Origin of the sequence: Veillonella parvula (assembly GCF_032472435.1) — a bacterium.
GTDB lineage: Bacteria > Bacillota > Negativicutes > Veillonellales > Veillonellaceae > Veillonella > Veillonella parvula_N.
Map to the genome: position 1 here is coordinate 552144 of NZ_JAWEGM010000001.1, position 20896 is coordinate 573039.

The window sequence follows — 20896 nt, forward strand, 5'->3', positions numbered from 1 at the left end:
AAAAAACAGGAAGCAATTTCTAATTCTAGAATTTGCTTCCTATAATTATATTATTTAATCTAACAAAATTTTATCTAAGAATGATTTTGTTCTTTCATTGGTAGGTGCATCAAATACGCGTTCAGGTGTATTATCTTCTAAAATCAATCCACCATCAACAAATAACACTCTATCCGCTACCTTTTTCGCAAAGCCCATTTCATGAGTAACGATGACCATCGTCATACCTTCCTCAGCTAAAGACTTCATAACATCTAGCACTTCACTAACCATTTCAGGATCAAGAGCTGAAGTAGGTTCATCAAAAAGCATTACTTTTGGTTTCATAGCTAAAGCGCGAGCAATAGCAACACGCTGCTTTTGACCCCCTGACAAAGAATCAGGGTATGCGTTGGCTTTATCCGCCAAACCTACTCGATCAAGTAAAGCTTGACCTATCTTCTTAGCCTCTTCCATAGATGTTTTACGAACCTTAGTTTGTGCTAAGGTAAGGTTTTCCATAACCGTCATATGTGGGAACAAATTAAAGTTTTGGAAAACCATTCCTACTTCAGCACGAACGTCATTTAACTTTTTCTTATCAGAAAGATCCATGCCATCTACGATAACCTTACCAGATGTAGGTTCCTCCAAGTAGTTCATAGTGCGCAGTACCGTACTTTTACCAGAACCAGAAGGACCGATGATTACAACAACTTGACCTTGTTCAATATGTAAATTAATACCTTTTAGTACTTCATTTTTACCAAAAGATTTATGTACATTTTCTAATTTAATCATTTAATGCTATATTTCCTTTCAAGATATCCAACTAATTGTGAGATAGTCACTGTCATAATAAGGTAAATCACAGCAACCGTACCCCAGATTTCAAAGGATGCATAGGTTTTAGCAATGATTAATTGACCACGACGTGTCAACTCCTCGAAACCGATAACAGAAACTAAAGAGGAATCTTTCAACATGGCAATAAATTCGTTCCCTAACGGAGGAATAATTGCTTTAAAAGCTTGAGGCATAATGATGTAACGCATGGTTTGTCCCCAAGTTAAACCAAGAGAACGACCGGCCTCCATTTGACCTTTATCAATAGATTGAATACCAGCACGGAAAATTTCAGATACATAAGCACCAGAGTTAATACTACATGCGGTAACAGCCGCAATATATGGATCAATCCGTTGACCTGTAATCATAGGCAAGGCAAAATAGATTAGGAAAATTTGCACCAGTAATGGTGTACCACGAATGATATCTACATAACATTTTGCAAGCAATCTAACTAATCTAAATTTAGATAAATTTGCTAAAGATACTAAAAGACCGATAAAAAAACCACAACCTACAGACATGGCTGTAATTTCTACAGTCACTAGAGCACCTTGTAGCAAGAGCGGTAAATTATCCGCAATTAACCCCCAATTAAAACTCATAATCTCTCCTATTATTTAAATTCTAAAACTACTGGCATATCAGCAGGTGCATCTACATTAAACCATTTTTTATATAATGTATTAAATTCCCCATCAGCCTTCATATCAGCAATTGCTTTATTGATTTCTTCTTGCAATGCTTTGTTATCCTTATTAATTGCTAAGCCCAAATATTCTTTAGTATTTGGATATGCCATAAATTTCATATGTTGGTCAGGATGCTTAGTACTGTAATATTGAGCTACAGGTAAATCGATTACAGTTGCATCTACTCCACCATTTTGTAATTCTAACAAAGCTTCATTACTATGGTCAAATTCTTTTACAGTAGTACCTTCAATTTTATGAGCTAAATCTGCACCAGTAGTACCTAATTGGGCTGCAATTTTTTTACCCTTTAAGTCATCAAGAGAATTCACAGCCGTTCCATCTTTATATACCACTGCTAAGGCATTTTCATAATAAGGAGAAGAAAATAATACTTTTTCACTTCTCGCTTTTGTAATAGTCATACCAGATGCAGCAACATCAATATCATGTGTGTTCAAAGCTGGAATCAAAGCATCAAAAGCTACATTTTTTAGCTCTACATCTTTATTAATACGCTTACCGATCGCACGAATCAATTCAATATCAAAACCTGTATAATCTTGAGTTTTTTCATCTTTAAACTCAAATGGAACAAATGTAGCATTAGTGCCAACGACAAGTTTATTAGATGTAGGTTGATTAGAAGAACCACATCCACCAACTAAAGAAGCAGCCATCACTAACATACAACCGCCAAGAATTATTTTTTTTACTTTGCTATTTAACATATTATCAACCTCATTATTTAACTTACTACTACTTTATAATAGTATATAGATTAAGTATAATTATGTCAATAATTTTGTATATAATTTTAGATACAATCGCAAAATCGCTATATTTATATTTTAAGTTTATACATTATTTGTATAAATATTACAGTTATGTATAAAAACTTTCCCATAGTTAGTGGTTTTCTATAGATTTTATAATATACAACTGTATAAAAAAAGCACATGAGAAAAGCCTCATGTGCCCCTATACGGCTGACCTGGTCTTTGCCCCCACACTCGCCTGCTGGAAGGTTCGCTCATAAGTCCAAGACTCCCCACTACTACCTCTCTCGATTTTATCGGCAGGACTTACACCTAAGCCGCACCATGCTCACAACCCTTTGGGCTGCTTATGTGGATCGTTTTGCCTGCGACTAGCCTCGACTTTCAACCACAGACCCGTATAGACGTATTATAAAGAATAACAGTATTCATGTCTAGTTTTACTATTATTTTAAAAATTTTTGATTATATAGTTAAGTAGCCAAACATAATTTTTTTACCAAACATACTATCGCATAATTCTTAGAACAATGAGAATAAATTTTGCAACCCCTATTTGTTGATGTATAGAAAATTGGAATAGAAAACCTAAAATATTCTTCATAATATTTTAATATTTCTAAAATCACATTTTTTAAGTACCATATCTAGTGGATTCTTAAATTGTCAATTATTTTTTGTATGCCAAATATGAATACAACATATTTGTAAGAACATACGTATCATACACAAAAAATTATTTATGGTGTATAATTTTTATACTGTTAAATTAGAACGGCCTAAAGTTGTACGATATGAACATAAGTACGAGGGGTTGTACCATATGTTCAGTTTGTTAGTTAGAGGGGTTTATTATGTTTATGTTATCATTGATGCAACCATCAGGTTTGTATGAACTGGAGAAAGACAGTTTAGAAGCCATAAGCGCACAACTTTTACAGATGATACAAATGAAAAGCTATCATCTCTATACACATTCTATTCAGGTTTCAAACTATGCTGTTAGCATCGCAGCTAAAATGGGTTTACCATTAAATGAAATTGAACAGATTCGTCACGCAGCTCTACTTCATGACGTGGGTCTATTAATGGTTCCTAATGCATTAATCCAAAAATCTCCATATCTTAATAAGCAAGAAATGTCTAAGTATAAACAACATGCTGCAAGTGGTGCCAATATGATTGAAAACTATCCTTGCTGCCAACAAATTTTACCTTATATTCGTTATCATCATGAAAAATGGGATGGTTCTGGTTATCCCAAACATTTACGTGGTGCCAATATTCCGTTAGGAGCTCGAATTATTGCTGTAGCAGATTACTATGATACAACAGTTAATCCTTCTACTGAATTTTGGGCAAAAACAAAAGCTAAAGCAAAAGAAGAACTCTTTAGTGCATCTGGCTCCCTCTTTGATCCTGATGTAGTTAAAGCATTTATTGATGTGCTTGGCTAATATGTTAATTAAGCGTTCACCTTCAGGTGAACGCTTTTTTATATACTAAGTTAACTATTTCTTTTAGAAACATTATCGCCATAATTTGATATGAATACATTTTATAATGCTACTATAAAATCAAATATTATATTCCTACATTTAATAGTAAAGATTAGAAACTACCACTAGCTAGCGTAAGGGCATCAACGCGTAAAGCGTTATGCTTTTGCAAGACTTTTGCTACGGCTTCAATTGTAGCACCTGTAGTATATATATCATCTACGATTAAAATATTCTTATTTGTCAAATCAATATCCTTGTAATCGGCGCGTATAACAAAAGCATCATCAATATTTTGATGTCTTTCTTTATTTGTTAATCCCCACATATCTCGAGAAGTATCAAACTTGTATATACAATCTAACCATTTAAAATTTTTTCTATCTATCTCCCATAAAGAATGAGCCCATTCAAGAAAGAATAAATCTACTTGATTATATCCTCTCTTAGCTTTTTTCTTTTCGCTAGATGGTACGGGAACAATATAATCATACATAATTTTACAATTACTGTTCACAATGTTAGACTCATTATATTTCATGTAAAAGTTGTACGATACTAAAAAAGGAGCGGCCCCTTTGGACTGCTCCTTTTTTTCATTAAATTTTACATCGTAAATCATAGACTTTAGACCACCACGATATTCGGCCAACACACATACATCATCTACATAGTGTAAAAATTTATGTGGTATATGACGAATATGTAATAAATCTGTAAAACAAGCTTTACACCAATCCCCTTGTGTTGCCACAGGTGCACCACAGTGAGGGCATACAGGTGGAAATAGGAAATCCCAAAGACTCATTACGAATCACATCTCCCTTGTAGTCGTTCTTTAAACAATGTGTAACGTTCATCGGCATTAACAGTACGCACAGCACGTTCAACTGCGCTCGTAGTACCAACGATGATTACTTTACGCTTTGCCCGTGTAACAGCAGTATACAACAAATTACGTTGTAACATGCCACCATAACGTGGAACAAATGGAATAATAACTACACCGTACTCACTACCTTGACTCTTATGAACTGTAATAGCATAAGCAGGCATAATCATATGTGCTTCATCGATAGGTAGACGAACCTCTTTATGGATAAATCGAATACAAATATCGGTCCGCGTAATAGCATAGATAACGCCAATTTCGCCATTAAACACTTCTAACTCATAATCATTGAGAATTTGAATAACCTTATCCCCAACGCGATACGTAATGCCATTGACACGAACTTCTCCCTTATAGCTGTCTGGAGGGTTTACAGCTTGTTGTACATATTGTGATATCAATGTACTACCTGCTTCACCACGGCGCATAGGAGAAATAATTTGAATATCTAATTCATCCTCTATCGTCTCTTGTTCACGTTTATATACATCAATGATGGCTTTCATCATCATATCATAAGATTTAACAGGAATAAAAGAAAACTCTTCGCTCACACCTTTCAGGTTAGGCATTTCACCACGGTTAATTGCGTAAGCACTTTCAACGATAGTATTACCAGAGCTTTGACGATAAATCTGATTAAGTCGTGTATAGGGCACACAATCACTATCTAATAAATCTTTTAATACGAACCCAGCACCTATAGGTGGTAATTGATCTACGTCACCCACAATAATGACATGGGCTTCCTTTGGAATAGCAGCCATCAAAGAATAGAATAAACGCACATTAAGCATAGATGCTTCATCGATGATAATGACATCTATATCTAGAGGATCATCTTCATTCTTTGTAAAGTCATAGGAGTCACTACCTTGAACAGGTACCAATAGACGATGAATTGTAGTAGCTTCAAACTCAGTGGCCTCGGTCAGACGCTTTGCAGCACGTCCCGTAGGAGCACAAAGTATAATGCGCCCCAATCCACCGAGTTGGAAACCTTTTACTAGCGCCTTGATGATAGTTGTTTTACCTGTACCAGGACCACCCGTTATAAGAGAAAACTTTTCAAAAAATGAGAGCTGTATAGCTTCTTTTTGAGCATCACCAAAGGTAATATAGTTGTCTCGTTCAAACTTTTCAATAAAACTAGAAATATCTAATGCTATTGGATCAGCTTGTAATAGAAACTCACGAGTATAGTGGACCCCTTCCACTTCAGAAACATACATCTCTGGCGGATAGATATATAAGATGTCTTCATAATACGTACTATACAGTGCACCTTGTTCCAGCAAACTTTCAATAAAGTTCGCAATATCATCTACATCAGTTTGTAATAAATCGTCAAGTCGACCGATAAGTTGGTCTACTGGTAAACATGTATGACCTTGATTATCTAAACTACGTAGAATCCATTCTAAACCAGCCTCTAAACGGCGTGTATCACTACCATTAATACCAAGATGTTCTGCTAGTGTATCGGCCGTACCAAAGAGCATATCCGGTGCTACACGTAATAATGTATAAGGATTATCCTCTATAACTGCAACTGACTGCACACCATAATAGGTATATACAATGCGACTCCATTTCGATGAAATGTGATGACTTTCAAAAAAATGATTTAAATCGGATAAAATACCTTCACCAAGTAAGGTATTAAATAATTCATCCTTAACACTCTTTCGGAGACCTGGAACATCCTTAATCTCTTCTGGACGTTCTTCCCGTAAAATTTCTAAAATACGAATACCGAAATACTCTAGTACCTTCTCTACGGATTTTTCACCAAAACCTTTTATTCCTAGATTCAACAAATAAGTCTTGGCAGCACCCATATTATCAGGTTTTAACTTTTCAACACTGCTCGCATCAAATTGGCGGCCGTACTTTTCATGTTCTACATAGCGGCCCCGTACTTCGATGTCTTCCCCTTCTTTAGGAGACTCAAATTTGCCAGTACAAGTAATGTATTCCTCATTATAATCTTTTAGGATAAACACGCAATATGTACGTTGTGTATTCTCATATATAGTTCGGTATACAAATCCTCGTATGGCGTCCATTATTTCTCCGTATTCGGCAAGGCTTCAATAATTTCTTGCACTGCATCGGTAATACTGCCTTCGTTACCAATTTTAATATGTGCTACTTTTTCATATAAAGGATATCGTTCTTCATATACATTAAAAATATATTCGATACTTTCTTTTACAAGCGGACGAATCTCTAGATCCAAATCATCTAAAATATGATTTACATCGCGGTTAACAAATACAACAAGACCATTATTGCGCATCAATTTAACAGTTTTATTATAGGTAACCGTACCGCCACCTGTAGCAATGACAGATGGTTTATTATGAATTAATTCTTTAATTGTAGCATATTCATATTCACTGAAAGCATCTTTACCATCGTAAATATAGATATTTTGAACAGATTTACCCACTTTGTCTTGAATCGTTTGGTCTAAGTCAAAAAAATCTCGCCCCAACTCTTTAGCTAGAACCTTACCAACAGTAGTCTTACCTGCGCCAGGCATACCAATGAGAAAAATATGCTTATGCATGTGTTCTTTTAAGAACTCATTACTCATAGAAACGACGGTTTTTATATAATTTTCAACATAAGGTGCTAAAACTTTATCTTTACAATTTTGAGTATGTAAAGCAATGATACTTTCGTCCCGTTCTTCATCAATAAGTGGTAAATGATGTTCATCCTTATATTTACCAATTTCTTTAATCAATGTGAGTCGCTTTTCAAACTCCGTAACTAATACAGAATCAATACTATCTATCTGTTTTCGAGCTTCTTTAATATCCATGAGAACCCCCTTTTTATGCATTAGCTAAAATAGCTAGAGCCTGTTCTTCATCTACCTTCATTTGATCGATAAGGTCTTGTAAGTTATTAAATTTAACTTCTCCTCTAATATAAGAAATGAACTGTACAATCACTTCTTTTCCATATATATCCTGGTCAAAGTTAAAAACGTGTACTTCACATCTATGGTACTGATTTCTAAAGGTTGGATTATCTCCAATATTGCCTACCCCATCATACCAAATACCACCAATACATACACGATTAGCATAGACTCCATCTGGAGGTGTAGCCATTTCATTAGGAAGTAATAGATTTAATGTTGGAAATCCTAATGTGCGTCCCCGTTGATCACCTTTAATCACAGTTCCTTTAAACTGGAATGGCCTACCTAGCCAATGATTTGCATCCTCTAAACGTCCTTCATGAATAGCCTTTCTAATTTCTGTACTAGAAATAGGTGTACTACGACCATCACATGGCAATAAAGGCTGTACAAGAACTCGTATATTCTTATCCGCTACCACTTTTTTCATATATTCTGGATTGCCCAGCCCCTTTGCACCAAATGTAAAGTTTTCACCAATTACAATAGCTTCCACATTCATATCATTGCAGAGAACATGTAAGAATTCATCTGCAGTCATTTTTAATAATGCTTCAGTCATAGGTAACCGTAAAATATAGTCAACTTTGAGCTCTCCTAGCACAGTATCCATAATCTCTTCTTGAATCACCCGTTTAGGTACTCGTTCTGGATGTAATATAGTCAACGGATGATGTTCAAAGGTAATGATGATACTTACGCCATTGACTGATGTAGCCTCTTCAACAGCCTTACGTATAACTCGTTGATGACCTCGATGAATGCCATCAAAGGTACCAAGGGCATATACTTTTGTATCTTTGATTTGACGTAGTTCATCAAACGAATGTATTTGCTTCATACTTATCCTTCAATAAAAATATTTTTTTCCACCTTTAATGAGTGGTTTGTTCGTTTCATAATACCTATGAAACCAAGAGGTCCATAGGCTCTATAAAAATTATCTGGTTCGGTAAAAGAAAATTCCCTTTCAATAGGTAATTCCTTCCCTTGCACCATCATCCTTAATTGTACACTATTTACAGTCACTTTTGAAAGATGAGAAACCGCCGCATCCGTTGGTAACAAGAGGCTTTCACCATGTAGCATTATCTCTTCAGCCATCTTAGCGGAACCGATGTCAAAAGGCCCTACTTGAGTACGTGCCAAAGAAGTCATCGTACCAGGTATACCTAAAGCAATACAAATATCGCGTAATAATGAGCGAATATAAGTCCCCCCTGAGCATGTCACACGAATCGTGAAAAAAGGGAATCCATAAGCAATGAGCTCAATATTTTTAATATGAATTTGGCGTAATGGTAGCTCCACAGGAATACCTTTACGAGCATATTCATAAGCTCGAATACCATTTACTTTAATGGCAGAATACTTAGACGGTCTTTGGTCCTGAACGCCAGCAAATTTTTTCAAAATACTAACCAATTCTTCAAAGCCTGGTTTAACCATAGTTGCTGAGATTTCTGTAGATTGAATAGCTCGATTCAATACAATACCATCTCGCAATAGCATATCATTATCTGGCAATACAGGTTGTCCTGAGCTATCTTCAGTATCTGTAAAAGTACCCAATTTACATTCTGCTACATAGGTTTTATCAAAATCCTCGGTGTATTCTATAAGGCGCGTAGCCTTGCCAAGAAACACAGGCAATACACCATAAGCCATAGGATCTAATGTACCGCTATGACCAATGCGCTTTTCCTTTAGAATACGACGACAAATAGCAACGGCATCATGGCTCGTAATACCAGGAGGTTTTAAAAATGATAAAATGCCATCCATTGTTAAATCACCTCAATGAGAGCCTGTTTTGCTTCTTGTAACGGCAAATTAATAGTACACCCAGCAGCACGAATGTGACCACCTCCACCAAAATGGCTTGCTACAGCGTTCACATCAATACCTTTAGAACGTAAACTTACACGTGTTCTATTATCAGCTTCTGCTTTTAATAAAATTGCCACATCTACAGTATCAACATTTCTAATAATGTCTACAAAACCATCTGTATCATCGCCAAGAATGTTCATGGCATCACGATTTAGCTCGATAGTGGCCACTGTATTATTTTTATGAAACTCGATAGTTTGCATAACTTGTTTTGTTAATTCTAAGCGACTGGCAGATACGGCTTCAATGGTTTCAGAAATAACATTTGGTCTAGCCCCTGCAGCTACACATTTAGCAGCCATCTCAAGGGTATTCGCCGTAGTATTACTAAACTTAAAGAAACCGCAGTCCGTAGCTATCGCCATATATAACGCGATACCCATAGACTCAGTGATAGGCCAATTCCATTTTGTACATAAGTCGGTAACAATTTCACCAGTAGCAGCAAAGTCAGGCTTTAAATATAGATAATCCGCAAATTCCGTATTAGAAATATGGTGGTCTATATTAAAAATAGGTGCACTCCAGAGTGCACCTACTTTGCCAATTCGCTCATACGTGCTAGCATCCAAAACCATTAGCATATCAATATCAACTGGATTAGTTTCAAAATAGGCGACATCATGGATGTGGTCCGTATACCGTAAGAATGAGTACTTCTCAGGAACTACATCATCTACTACCATATATACAGTTTTACCTTGCCCCACAAGGGCTTCGTAAAAGGCAACCATGGATCCGATAGCATCGCCATCAGGTCTAACATGGACGGTTAGCATAATAGAATTAGCTTCACACAGAGCCATATGTAATTGATTAATAGTAATCTTACTCATGTTCTGTATCCTCTGTTTTAATTTGTTTCTTCGTCCTTTTTAATTTCGTTCAAAAGGGATTCAATATGCATGCTATAGTCCAAGGACGTATCCTTATCAAATGTGATAGAAGGAATATGTCGCAATTTAAGTACCTTTCCAAGCTCGGTACGAATATGTCCAGCCGCATGCTTTAATGCGATAAGGGTATCTTCTTTTTCCTTATCGGAACCAAACAAGGAGACATAAATCGTAGCTTCACGTAAATCACCTGTTACATGAACATCGGTAATAGTAGTGAAGCCGATACGCGGATCTTTCAATCCGCGCATCAACATTTGACTTACCTCTTGTTTGATAAATTCTTGTAATTTTCTGACACGAACATCACTCATATAAACCTCCTATAATTGAGGTGCAATTTCTTCCATCAAGTAAGCTTCAATAACGTCGCCTTCCTTGATGTCGCGGTATCCTTCTAAGGAGATACCACATTCAAAGGATGTTTTAACTTCCTTAACTTCATCTTTAAATCGACGTAAAGAATCAACCTTACCTTCAAATACAACGATGCCGTCACGAATTAAACGAACTTCAGAGTCGTTAGTAATACGACCTTCTGTTACATAAGAGCCAGCTACAATAGCCTTTGGTGTGGAAATAACCTGACGCACTTCTGCACGACCTACGACAACCTCTTTAAATTGAGGCGCCAACATACCGCGCATAGCAGATTCAACGTCATTGATAGCATCATAAATTACACGATATGTACGCAAGTCAACCTTTTCTTGTTCCGCTGCACGTCGAACATTAGCATCAGGGCGTACATTAAAGCCCATTACAATCGCATTAGATGCAGATGCCAACATGATATCCGATTCATTAATAGCACCTACTGCAGCATGAACAATAACAATACGAACCTCAGGATTTTTGATGCCTTCTAACGATTGACGCAATGCTTCTACAGAACCTTGAACATCGGCTTTGATGATAATATTAAGATCCTTCAACTCGCCTTGTTGAATTTGGTTGAAAATATCATCTAATGTAACTTTATGTGTAGCTTGCAATTCTTGAACCCGTTGCTTAGCAATACGTTTTTCAGCAATTGCACGTGCTTCGTTGTCATCCATACCATTTATAATTTCACCGGCTTGTGGAACTTCGGAGAAGCCCAAAATTTCTACCGGCATAGACGGACGAGCAACTTTTACTTTTTCACCGCGCTCATTTGTCATGGCACGTACTTTACCGTATGCAGTACCAGCAAGTACTGTATCACCTACACGAAGAGAACCTTTTTGTACCAAGACAGTACATACAGCACCACGACCTTTATCAAGTTGAGCCTCGATAACTACGCCATATGCCTTACGGTTAGGGTTCGCTTTCAATTCCATAACTTCTGCTACAAGCAAAATATTTTCAAGTAAGTCTTCAATACCTTGTTTTTGTTTAGCAGATACAGGAACCATGATGACATCGCCGCCCCATTCTTCTGGTAAAAGGCCATGTTCAGACAATTGTTGTTTAACATGATCTGGGTTAGCACCTGGTTTATCCATTTTGTTGATGGCTACAATAATAGGTACATCTGCAGACTTCGCATGATTAATAGCCTCGATAGTTTGCGGCATTACACCGTCGTCGGCAGCGACTACAAGAACTGCAATATCCGTAGATTTCGCACCGCGTAGACGCATAGCAGTAAATGCTTCATGACCTGGTGTATCAAGGAATGTGATTTTATTATCCTTGTAGCGAACTTGGTACGCACCAATATGTTGAGTGATACCACCAGCTTCGCCAGCTGTTACATTAGTTTGACGAATTACGTCCAACAAGGATGTTTTACCATGGTCAACGTGACCCATGATAGTTACTACAGGAGGTCGTGGTTTTAATGTTTCTGGTGCATCTTCAATTTCAATAACATCTGTAGGGTCTTCTTCAGGTTCTACTTCAGTTACAGTTACACCGAACTCTTCAGCCACGATAGTAGCTGTATCTACATCAACCTCTTGGTTAATGCTGGCCATAACACCTAAAAGCATCAATTTTTTGATGATTTCAGATACTTCGCGACCCATTTTTTCAGCTAAGTCTTTAACAGTTAGAGGCCCGCTCAATTCAATTTCTGTAGCAATTGCTGCTTCAGCTTTACGTTCAGCTTCTGCTTTTTGTTGTAGGTACTGCTCGTTACGATGTTTTACGCGATTTTTCTTTTTTTGCATAGATGTAGATAACAAGGATTGGGGGCGATTATTACCACCTTTTTTATTTTTCTTGTTACGGCGATCATTATTAGAATTGCGATTATCGTTATTGCGGTTGTCGCTATTACGATTATCGTTGTTTCGACTGTCATTGTTACGCACATCATTAGAACGACCGTTATTACGGTTATCATTATTGCGGGTATTATTAGGGCGATTGTTAGCACGGTCTCCACCATGTTGCTTACCATCGGATTTGCGTGTAGGCTCAGAGATTTGTACATGACGGACATTGCCTTTTTTATGGTCCTTTTGTTTAGATTGATCGTCTTGTTTTTGACCAGCTTGTTTGTGTTTATCTTTTTTCTGTTCGTTAGAACGATTTGAATGCTGTTGTTTATGTGATGCAGCTTCTTGTTTATGAGCTGCAGTTGGAGCAGATTTCGATTCTACCTTTTTTTCTTTTTTTTGTGCTACTTTAGGAGCTTCAAATTTTTTACCTAATTGTTTTTTTACAATTTCATAACCTGAATCATCTACAGAATTAACTGCTTTAGTAACATTAATATTATGTTGTTGCAAGATAGAAATGACCTGCTTACTTTCAACGCCGAACTCTTTGGCGATTTCATGAACGCGTTTTTTGGACATCTACATACCCCCTTATTATCGATCAATCTCTTTAAGTAATGCCTTTGCAAATCCATCATCTAGTACGGCGACTACTACCCGAACTTCCTTACCAATGGCCGTGCCTAAAGCCTCTTTATCGGCAATACTGTGAAGTGGAATGTGATGGGTTTCTGCTAATTGAGTATATTTCTTTTCATTATTGGCTGCACAATCACTAGCGAGAAGTACTAATTTCGGTTCCTTTCTCTTTATAGCTTTTTCTACGATAAAATCACCAGAAATAACTTTTCCTGCTCGTTGCGCTAAGCCTAAGAGATTTAAAATTTTATCTTCATTCATGTATATCAGTGATTACTCATTCTCTTGTAAATCACGTTGTAACGCTTCATATATCTCTTTAGATACGCTATGCTTTAAGGACCGTTCTAATCGTTTTGCCTTATAGGCCTGCTCAAAACATGACATGGATTCACATAAATAAGCTCCACGTCCTGGTGCTTTACCGCTGCGATCAATAGTGATATTGCCGTCAGGACTCAAGGCTAAGCGAATCAATTCTCGTTTTGCCTTAGGTTCACCACATCCTACGCAAGTACGCATAGGTTGGGATTTTGGTTTCATGACTATTCACCATCCTCAGCATTGCCGAAACCTGTAAAAGGTTCTTCAGCAGCTTGAGTTTCACTTTTAATATCGATTTTCCAGTTAGTCAACTTAGCCGCCAAACGAGCATTTTGACCAGCCTTACCAATAGCTAAAGATAATTGGTAATCAGGTACTACTACATATGAAGATTTTTCTTCTTCGCTTACATCTACCGATACAACCTTCGCAGGGCTTAAGGAGTTAGCAATGTAAATTGCTGGATCTTCATCCCATTTTACAATGTCTATTTTTTCATCGTGTAATTCATCAACAATATGTTGTACACGTTGCCCTTTAGGACCTACGCAAGCACCTACAGGATCAATATTTTCATCACGACTATATACAGCGATTTTAGAACGCATCCCCGGCTCACGAGCTACAGACTTAAGCTCTACTACGCCTTCAAAGATTTCTGGAACCTCTAGCTCAAATAGACGTTTCAATAAACCTGGATGTGTGCGAGAAATCATAATTTGAGGGCCTTTCGTAGTTTTCTTAACCTCTACGATATAGCATTTAATACGATCTCCTTCACGGTATGTTTCAGTAACAATTTGCTCAGTTGGAGGCAAAATCGCTTCCGTTTTACCAAGATTGATAAATACATTTTTACCTTCAACGCGAGTAATAACGCCAGTGATGATGTCTCCTTCACGGCTGTAATACTCTTCGTATACTACACTCCGCTCAGCCTCTTTTAAACGTTGAATGAGCATTTGTTTAGCAGTATGGGCAGCACTACGGCCAAAGTTGGCAGGAGTTACATCTACTTCTACTACATCACCAATCTCAAAACGTTTATCTTTTTTGCGAGCGTCCAACAAGCTGATTTCTGTTTCAGGTAATTCAACAGTTTCCACAACTTGTTTTTTAGCCATTACTTTATAAACGCCTGTTTCGCGGTCAATCACAACGTACGCATCTGGGTTAGATGTTGGTTCTTTGCGATATGCTTGCAACAATGCAGCCTCTAAGGATTCAAAAATAACCTCAGGAGCAAAACCTTTTTGCTTTGTAAGCACCATTACCGCTTGAATTAATTCTTGACTCACTCGTATGCCTCCATATATTAAAAATCAAGATGTAATCGAATTTGTGCAATGGTAGAACGTTCAAATGTCATGCTTTCACCATTGATAGTAAATTCGATAGTTGTGTCTGTAAAACCTTGTAATGCACCAGTAAATTGTTTACTGCCATTAATAGCCTTAAACAACTGAATATCTACATCACGGCCATTATAGCGAACTAAGTCCTTGTCTTTCTTAAGAACTCGATCAAGACCGGGAGAAGATACCTCCAATAAATAGTTTTCCGTAATTGGATCCTTTTCGTCGAGGACAGCACTTAATTTTTCGCTCACCAACTGACAGTCATCCAAATCTACACCACCTGGTTTATCAAGGTAGACACGTAAATACCAATCCCGTTCACGTACAAAGTCTACATCGACGAGTTCCATATTGGTGCCGGCTATAATACCTTCAACTACAGAGGATACAAACGCCTCCACTGCTTCTCTTTTCATAGCCATCGCCTCCTTAGTTACTACATCTTGTATATATCTCTTGATTCTAAATACTCTAAAATTGAGCTAATCATAAATGAAAGAGTGGACATAAGCCCACTCTTTTAAAAGATTTATATAAAAGTCATATTTAGTATATCACATTTACTATGTATATACAAATTCTACGCTTTCTAATGGGCATTAAAGAAACCAATCCCACATAAGTCATTCTATAAAAACAAAAAATGACAAAAAATAGCATAATTAAATCTATCCAAACTTTAATCAACGCGCTCATTCAAGCCTTTTAGTATCGCACCTAAATGCTCACGCAATAGCACTGCTAAATCATCTAGATTTTTTGCATCTAAATGATGGTCAATTTCTGGATAGCTTTTATAACGAAGTTCCGCAAAGTATTCATCACGCAATTCATTATAATACAATAGTAAGCCTGTACACTCATCCATCTTACGGTATTCGCCGATGATAAAAGACCCATTAATCATGCGAATCGCATGGGCTGGATCAATATCGCGTACAAAACCTTCTAACTCTTCAGGCATAACTTGTGAGAAGTCCCATTCAGGAATCCCTCGGCGACGATAAGTAAAGGTAAAGTTATTAGCAGGTTCTATTAACATATTGGTTAACCCTTTTACACATCGTTCTTGTAGCCCTGTCCAAAAAGTCTCTAAATCGGCTCGCACAAAAGAAATGTCCACAAAGGAAAATAGTGGCATTTCTATATGTACTGTATAGTCCTCTACCTCTTTATCATATAAGGCAGACCAACGCCATCCCAAATCGTTTTGATAGTGGAAAATAGGTACCTTCAATACGTCTTCACCAGCACTAATACGATTAGCTAACTTTGTATAGTCACTTTCAGTAGAGGTAACTAGTGTAAAGCCTTCAATAGATTGAGGCAACCAGGAATAGTCTAAGGCTTTACAAGCTTCAATAATCGTTTCCATATAATGCCTCATATCTTTCTTGATACTGTAAGACTGCTTTTACATAGCTACGAGTCTCAGGAAACGGAATCGTATCAACCATTCCATTCCAGTTATTTTCGTGAATCCACGATTCTACATGACCACGACCAGCATTATAAGCAGCTAATGCTAGTACTTGATCCCCATTAAACTCCTTCAGCAAATGACCTAGGTACCAAGTACCTAGCTCAATATTTATAGTAGGTTCTTTTAATTGACGATCTGTATAATTGCCATGCCCAACTTGTTGTGCCACCCAACGAGCTGTATCTGGCATGAGTTGCATCAATCCAAGCGCACCAGTTTCAGACTCCGCTGTGTTTTTATACTTGCTTTCAGCTAAGATAACACTGGCCACCAAAGACGGAGGTACCTGCTCTTTCTCAGCTGCGGCTATAACTTCCTCTTTATAGTTAAAGGGATACGCGATTTGACGCGCGAAATGGTCATCTAGATATGTAAAATAAAACCATCCTAGTACGACACAGGATAGTGCCGTTGCCGTTGCACGTTTCATATATCCCCCTTTCTACATACAAACTGAAAATAGTCATCAAAATCTAACATATAACAAATGCTAAACTAATATCATGCTAAGTTTTATGGGCTTATTATACCATTTATTACTATTATTTATATACCAAATTTGACACATAAAATGGCAATTATCAATTTTCTTATAGAGCTGATTCGATACGCTCATTCCAGATGGTATCTAATTGTTCCTTTAAATCCAGAGGTGTACCATTATTATCAATGATTACATCCGCATAAGTCCGTTTGTCATCAAGACGCATTTGACTCTTAATACGAGCCAATGCATCCTTTTTGGTAAATCCATTGCGATTCATTAAGCGCTCAATTTGAGTTGACTCATTCACATATACGAGCCACACCTCGTCCATCATGGTATACCACTCTCCTTCGATAAGTAAGGGAATGTCATATAGTAAAACTGGTGTATGTAGTGCCTCATAATGAGCTGTGAGCTCCATGATTCGATTTTGAATATGCTCTTTTAAACAACCATTCAGTTGTTGGCGTTTTTTTTCATTGTGAAAGATAATAGCCCCTAATGCTTCTCGGTTTAATGTCCTATCATCGTGCAATACATCGGTTCCAAATGCAGCTACAATTGCTTCTAGCCCTTTTGTACCAGGCTCTACAACTTCACGAGCCACAATATCAGCATCGATATATGGTATACCTTTATCCTTAAAATATGTAAGAACTGTACTTTTGCCAGATGCAATGCCACCAGTTAAGCCAATTTTAAACATATATACCTTCTATTAATTATAAACACATATTACTTTACTAATGCCCAGTTTTCTGCATGATGTACGTCTACAATAAGAGGTACTTGTAGCTCTACAACAGATTGCATTGTACTACGCAATAATTCTTCTATAGCTTCTAATTCAGAGTTCACTACTTCAAGCACTAGTTCGTCATGTACTTGTAATAAAAGTCGAGACTTAAAGTTTTGTTCTTCTAATTTTTGCTCCACTTGGTTCATGGCTAACTTAATAATATCTGCGGCAGTGCCTTGAATTGGCGTATTCATTGCGGTCCGTTCAGCAAAAGAACGACGGTTAAAGTTACGACTATTAATATCAGGTAACTCGCGTTGACGACCAAACATAGTGTGAACCTTCCCTGTTTCATGAGCCTCTTGAACCATTCGATCCATATACTCTTTAACCTTAGGGTAACGGCTAAAATAAAGATCAATATAATTTTTAGCTTCACCACGTGTAATACCAAGGTCACGAGATAAACCAAAGTCAGAAATACCGTAAATAATACCGAAGTTAATAGCCTTCGCATGAGAACGTTCTTCGCTAGTTACATCATCTTGAGCTTTACCAAGCACCTCTGCCGCAGTAAAGCGGTGAATATCCTTGCCTTCTACGAAGGCTTTAATCAATGCTTCATCGCCAGATAAATGGGCTAAAATGCGCAACTCAATTTGGGAGTAATCGGCACTCACCAATGTATCATATCCAGCACCCGGATAGAATAAGGCACGAATTTCACGGCCTTTTTCGGTACGAACAGGAATATTTTGCAAGTTCGGATCAGATGAGCTAAGTCGACCTGTAGCCGTAACCATTTGATTGAAAGTCGTATGAATACGACGAGTCTTATCATTGATAAGAACTGCCAAACCTTCACAATAGGTAGATACTAATTTAGCAACAGAACGGTATGCCAAGATTTTTTCAACAATCGGACTTTCGTGACGAAGCATATCCAGTACTTCCGCATCTGTAGAATAGCCGGTCTTAGTTTTCTTGATGATTGGCAAGTTCATCTTTTCAAACAAGATTACACCCAATTGTTTAGGTGAATTGATATTGAAATTTTCTCCAGCTAATTCATAAATCTCTTGTTGTACTTGGGCTAGTTCCTCTTTAAAACGAGTTGTTGTTTCCGCTAACTTCTCTGTATCGATATAGATACCATTCTTTTCCATCACTACTAAAGTATGAATCAAAGGCAACTCAATCGTTTCATATAAAGACCATAACTCTTCACGACGAGCAGATTCACAAGCTGCTTCGTTCATGGCGAGTAATGCTTTCACCATGGATACGCATTCTACATCTACACTACCGCTAGCAATGCTAGGTACAGAGAAGCGCTCAGTTAGATATAGATATCCATGATTAGTACGCGTAGGATCTAATAAATACGCAATGAGAGACATATCGTGAACACGAGCAGTTTTATCAGCATTAAATAAAGAAATCTCAGCTGGCACATCTGCACCAAAGGCTTCGATAATCTCCTTGGTCTGAGTTGTAACGATGGCTTTAGCACCTTGTAAAACAGCTAAAACAGCTTTAGTATCGTCTGTTTTTACAATAGTATCACCATTAGATAGATACGTATTCGTTACCGTTCTAAATGGTGTTTTTCCATCTAATATAACATGTACTGCTACCGTTTTATCTTTATAGAAGTCGGCTGTTAATACTTTAGCATCTGCTAAATCATCTAAGGAAATCTCCTCTTGTGGTGCAAATAATGAGCCTGGATCTCCAAAAGCTGCTTCCTCGCCCCCCATTACTTGAACAATGCGAGGTGTTAATTTAGTGAAGCCTAAAGTTTCAAATAAAGGCTGTACTTCAGAGGTATGGAAGTTTTGTACAAAATCTTCTACTTTATAAGATAACTCCATATCTGTTTTTATTGTTGCTAATTCACGAGATAAAAAGGCTAACTCTTTATTCTCTACGAGACGCTCTTTTAATTTCTTACCAGAAATGTCTTCAATATGTTCGTATACAGATTCAAGATTGCCATATTCGGTAATTAATTTAAGCGCTGTTTTCTCACCTACGCCTGGTACACCTGGAATATTATCGGAAGAGTCACCCATAAGCGCCTTCATTTCGATAACCTTATCAGGACCATAACCATAAAGCTCCTCCATATTATCTAGAGTAACTTCTAACATATCAGAAATACCTTTTTTAGTTAAGAACACATGACTATGTTCTGTTACAAGCTGTAAATTATCGCGGTCACCTGTAATAATTTGGACAGCCATTTCAGGGGCTCCAAACTTTTTACTTAAAGATCCAAGAATATCATCCCCTTCAAAGCCTTCTTCTTCGATGACACAAATACCCAATGCTTTTAATACATCTTGAATTAAAGTAAATTGTGGACGCAAATCCTCAGGTGCATCTGGACGATTTCCTTTATATTCACTATACATTTCAGTACGGAATGTTTGACGACCTTTATCAAAAGCTACGGCAATATAGTCAGGATTAATTTCTTCATACAATTTAATGAGCATCGTTAAGAAGCCATATACTGCATTCGTTGGTGTTCCTAAAGCGGATTTCAACGGTGGTAATGCAAAAAATGCGCGAAATAACAAACTGCTGCCATCTATAATCATTAATTTTTTCATAAGACACCTCACTTAATTCTATTCTTCATTATAACATAAGGACCCTTTTAACTTTCATAAATAAAAATTAATATATTGTTACACTATAAAATGAATGATTAATTTAATTTTAAAAACCACATATATGCTTTCATAAATAAACAGTAGAATATGTTTTATAAATCATGTCATTAAGGAAAATATTGGGCTGAAAAGTCCTTGCGTATCAATATTTGGTATGATATAATCATTCAGGTATAAGAAACGATTTTTAAGGAGGTGACTCAATTGCCAAACATTAAATCCAGTATTAGAAGCGTAAAAACGGATGCTGAACGTCGTGCGAAAAATGCCGCTGTAAAATCTCAAATTCGTACAGCAGCTCGTAAAACCGTTGAAGCTGTTCAAGCAGGCGCAGTAGAAGAAGCAAAACAAGCACTTGTTCATGCTACTAGCGTAATTGATAAAGCAGCCTCCAAAGGTGTACTTCATAAAAACACTGCAGCTCGCAAAAAATCTAATCTTGCAGCTAAAGTAAACGCTTTATAATTTTAAAAGCAAGCAAGACAGTCTCTCGGGGATCCGTTGAGACTGTTTTTTTTATGGCCTTTTCTATTTAATCATAAAATATTTTTCGTT

General features: G+C 37.0%; 21 protein-coding genes. 2 read left to right on the plus strand and 19 right to left on the minus strand.

All coding sequences use genetic code 11. The annotated features are described in order from the left end of the window. Positions 1–54 precede the first annotated feature (54 nt). From E7A03_RS02575 to E7A03_RS02585, 3 genes are read right to left on the minus strand one after another with little or no spacing between them, the layout of a single operon-like run. On the minus strand, positions 55–780 hold the full coding sequence (locus E7A03_RS02575) for an amino acid ABC transporter ATP-binding protein (protein ID WP_012864269.1): 726 nt from the start codon (positions 778–780) through the stop codon (positions 55–57). After that, positions 777–1433 (minus strand): amino acid ABC transporter permease, encoded by a 657-nt coding sequence (locus tag E7A03_RS02580; protein WP_004693053.1) that lies wholly within the window; start codon positions 1431–1433, stop codon positions 777–779. Before E7A03_RS02580 ends, E7A03_RS02575 begins: the two co-directional genes overlap by 4 nt. A gap of 11 nt (positions 1434–1444) precedes the next feature. After that, the gene (locus E7A03_RS02585) at positions 1445–2251 is read right to left on the minus strand and encodes a basic amino acid ABC transporter substrate-binding protein (protein WP_077708373.1); all 807 of its coding nucleotides are present in this window, start codon (positions 2249–2251) and stop codon (positions 1445–1447) included. 902 nt (positions 2252–3153) lie between these two features. Between E7A03_RS02585 and E7A03_RS02590 the strand changes: the two genes are divergently transcribed. Further along, positions 3154–3756, plus strand: a complete 603-nt coding sequence (locus E7A03_RS02590; protein WP_004693025.1) for an HD-GYP domain-containing protein — start codon at positions 3154–3156, stop codon at positions 3754–3756. 154 nt (positions 3757–3910) lie between these two features. Here the strand turns inward: E7A03_RS02590 and E7A03_RS02595 are convergent, their stop codons facing one another. The 16 genes from E7A03_RS02595 to polA all read right to left on the minus strand — a co-directional run bounded on the left by E7A03_RS02595 (position 3911) and on the right by polA (position 20278). Further along, a complete protein-coding gene (locus tag E7A03_RS02595; protein WP_012864266.1) occupies positions 3911–4606 on the minus strand; it encodes a ComF family protein in 696 nt (231 codons plus the stop codon). Beyond that, positions 4606–6759: an SF1B family DNA helicase RecD2 gene (gene recD2, locus E7A03_RS02600; protein ID WP_316073639.1), complete on the minus strand. Its 2154-nt coding sequence runs from the start codon at positions 6757–6759 to the stop codon at positions 4606–4608. The genes E7A03_RS02595 and recD2 overlap by 1 nt, the downstream gene beginning before the upstream one ends. Continuing rightward, positions 6759–7523, minus strand: a complete 765-nt coding sequence (locus tag E7A03_RS02605; protein WP_012864264.1) for a shikimate kinase — start codon at positions 7521–7523, stop codon at positions 6759–6761. Before E7A03_RS02605 ends, recD2 begins: the two co-directional genes overlap by 1 nt. A gap of 13 nt (positions 7524–7536) precedes the next feature. Next, on the minus strand, positions 7537–8469 hold the full coding sequence (locus E7A03_RS02610) for a bifunctional riboflavin kinase/FAD synthetase (RefSeq protein ID WP_315306770.1): 933 nt from the start codon (positions 8467–8469) through the stop codon (positions 7537–7539). Positions 8470–8471: 2 nt separating this feature from the next. Beyond that, on the minus strand, positions 8472–9413 hold the full coding sequence (locus E7A03_RS02615) for a tRNA pseudouridine synthase B (protein ID WP_316073640.1): 942 nt from the start codon (positions 9411–9413) through the stop codon (positions 8472–8474). 2 nt (positions 9414–9415) lie between these two features. After that, positions 9416–10357, minus strand: a complete 942-nt coding sequence (locus E7A03_RS02620) for a DHH family phosphoesterase (RefSeq protein ID WP_316073641.1) — start codon at positions 10355–10357, stop codon at positions 9416–9418. 17 nt (positions 10358–10374) lie between these two features. Next, entirely contained in the window at positions 10375–10731 is a 357-nt protein-coding gene (gene rbfA / locus E7A03_RS02625; protein ID WP_008600771.1) for a 30S ribosome-binding factor RbfA, read from the minus strand. Positions 10732–10740: 9 nt separating this feature from the next. Further along, entirely contained in the window at positions 10741–13209 is a 2469-nt protein-coding gene (gene infB, locus E7A03_RS02630; protein WP_316073642.1) for a translation initiation factor IF-2, read from the minus strand. A 15-nt stretch (positions 13210–13224) separates the two neighbouring features. Then, complete coding sequence (locus E7A03_RS02635) at positions 13225–13530, minus strand: L7Ae/L30e/S12e/Gadd45 family ribosomal protein (RefSeq protein ID WP_012864258.1); 306 nt, start codon at positions 13528–13530, stop codon at positions 13225–13227. A gap of 12 nt (positions 13531–13542) precedes the next feature. Continuing rightward, positions 13543–13812: an RNase P modulator RnpM gene (gene rnpM, locus E7A03_RS02640; protein ID WP_021148062.1), complete on the minus strand. Its 270-nt coding sequence runs from the start codon at positions 13810–13812 to the stop codon at positions 13543–13545. Positions 13813–13814: 2 nt separating this feature from the next. Further along, positions 13815–14891 carry a transcription termination factor NusA gene (gene nusA, locus E7A03_RS02645; protein ID WP_012864256.1) on the minus strand — a complete coding sequence of 359 codons (1077 nt, stop codon included), beginning with the start codon at positions 14889–14891 and terminating at the stop codon, positions 13815–13817. Positions 14892–14908: 17 nt separating this feature from the next. Beyond that, the gene (locus tag E7A03_RS02650; RefSeq protein ID WP_316073643.1) at positions 14909–15367 is read right to left on the minus strand and encodes a ribosome maturation factor RimP; all 459 of its coding nucleotides are present in this window, start codon (positions 15365–15367) and stop codon (positions 14909–14911) included. Between the two features lie 263 nt (positions 15368–15630). Next, positions 15631–16326, minus strand: a complete 696-nt coding sequence (locus E7A03_RS02655; RefSeq protein WP_316073644.1) for a hypothetical protein — start codon at positions 16324–16326, stop codon at positions 15631–15633. After that, on the minus strand, positions 16310–16864 hold the full coding sequence (locus E7A03_RS02660) for a lytic transglycosylase domain-containing protein (RefSeq protein ID WP_012864253.1): 555 nt from the start codon (positions 16862–16864) through the stop codon (positions 16310–16312). Before E7A03_RS02660 ends, E7A03_RS02655 begins: the two co-directional genes overlap by 17 nt. A gap of 160 nt (positions 16865–17024) precedes the next feature. Continuing rightward, complete coding sequence (gene coaE / locus E7A03_RS02665) at positions 17025–17627, minus strand: dephospho-CoA kinase (protein WP_077708365.1); 603 nt, start codon at positions 17625–17627, stop codon at positions 17025–17027. A gap of 29 nt (positions 17628–17656) precedes the next feature. Next, positions 17657–20278, minus strand: coding sequence for a DNA polymerase I (gene polA / locus E7A03_RS02670; protein WP_316073645.1), 2622 nt, complete (start codon positions 20276–20278; stop codon positions 17657–17659). 267 nt (positions 20279–20545) lie between these two features. Here polA and rpsT point away from each other — a divergent pair, with 267 nt between their 5' ends. Beyond that, positions 20546–20806, plus strand: coding sequence for a 30S ribosomal protein S20 (gene rpsT, locus E7A03_RS02675; RefSeq protein ID WP_004692998.1), 261 nt, complete (start codon positions 20546–20548; stop codon positions 20804–20806). The last annotated feature ends 90 nt before the right edge of the window (positions 20807–20896 follow it).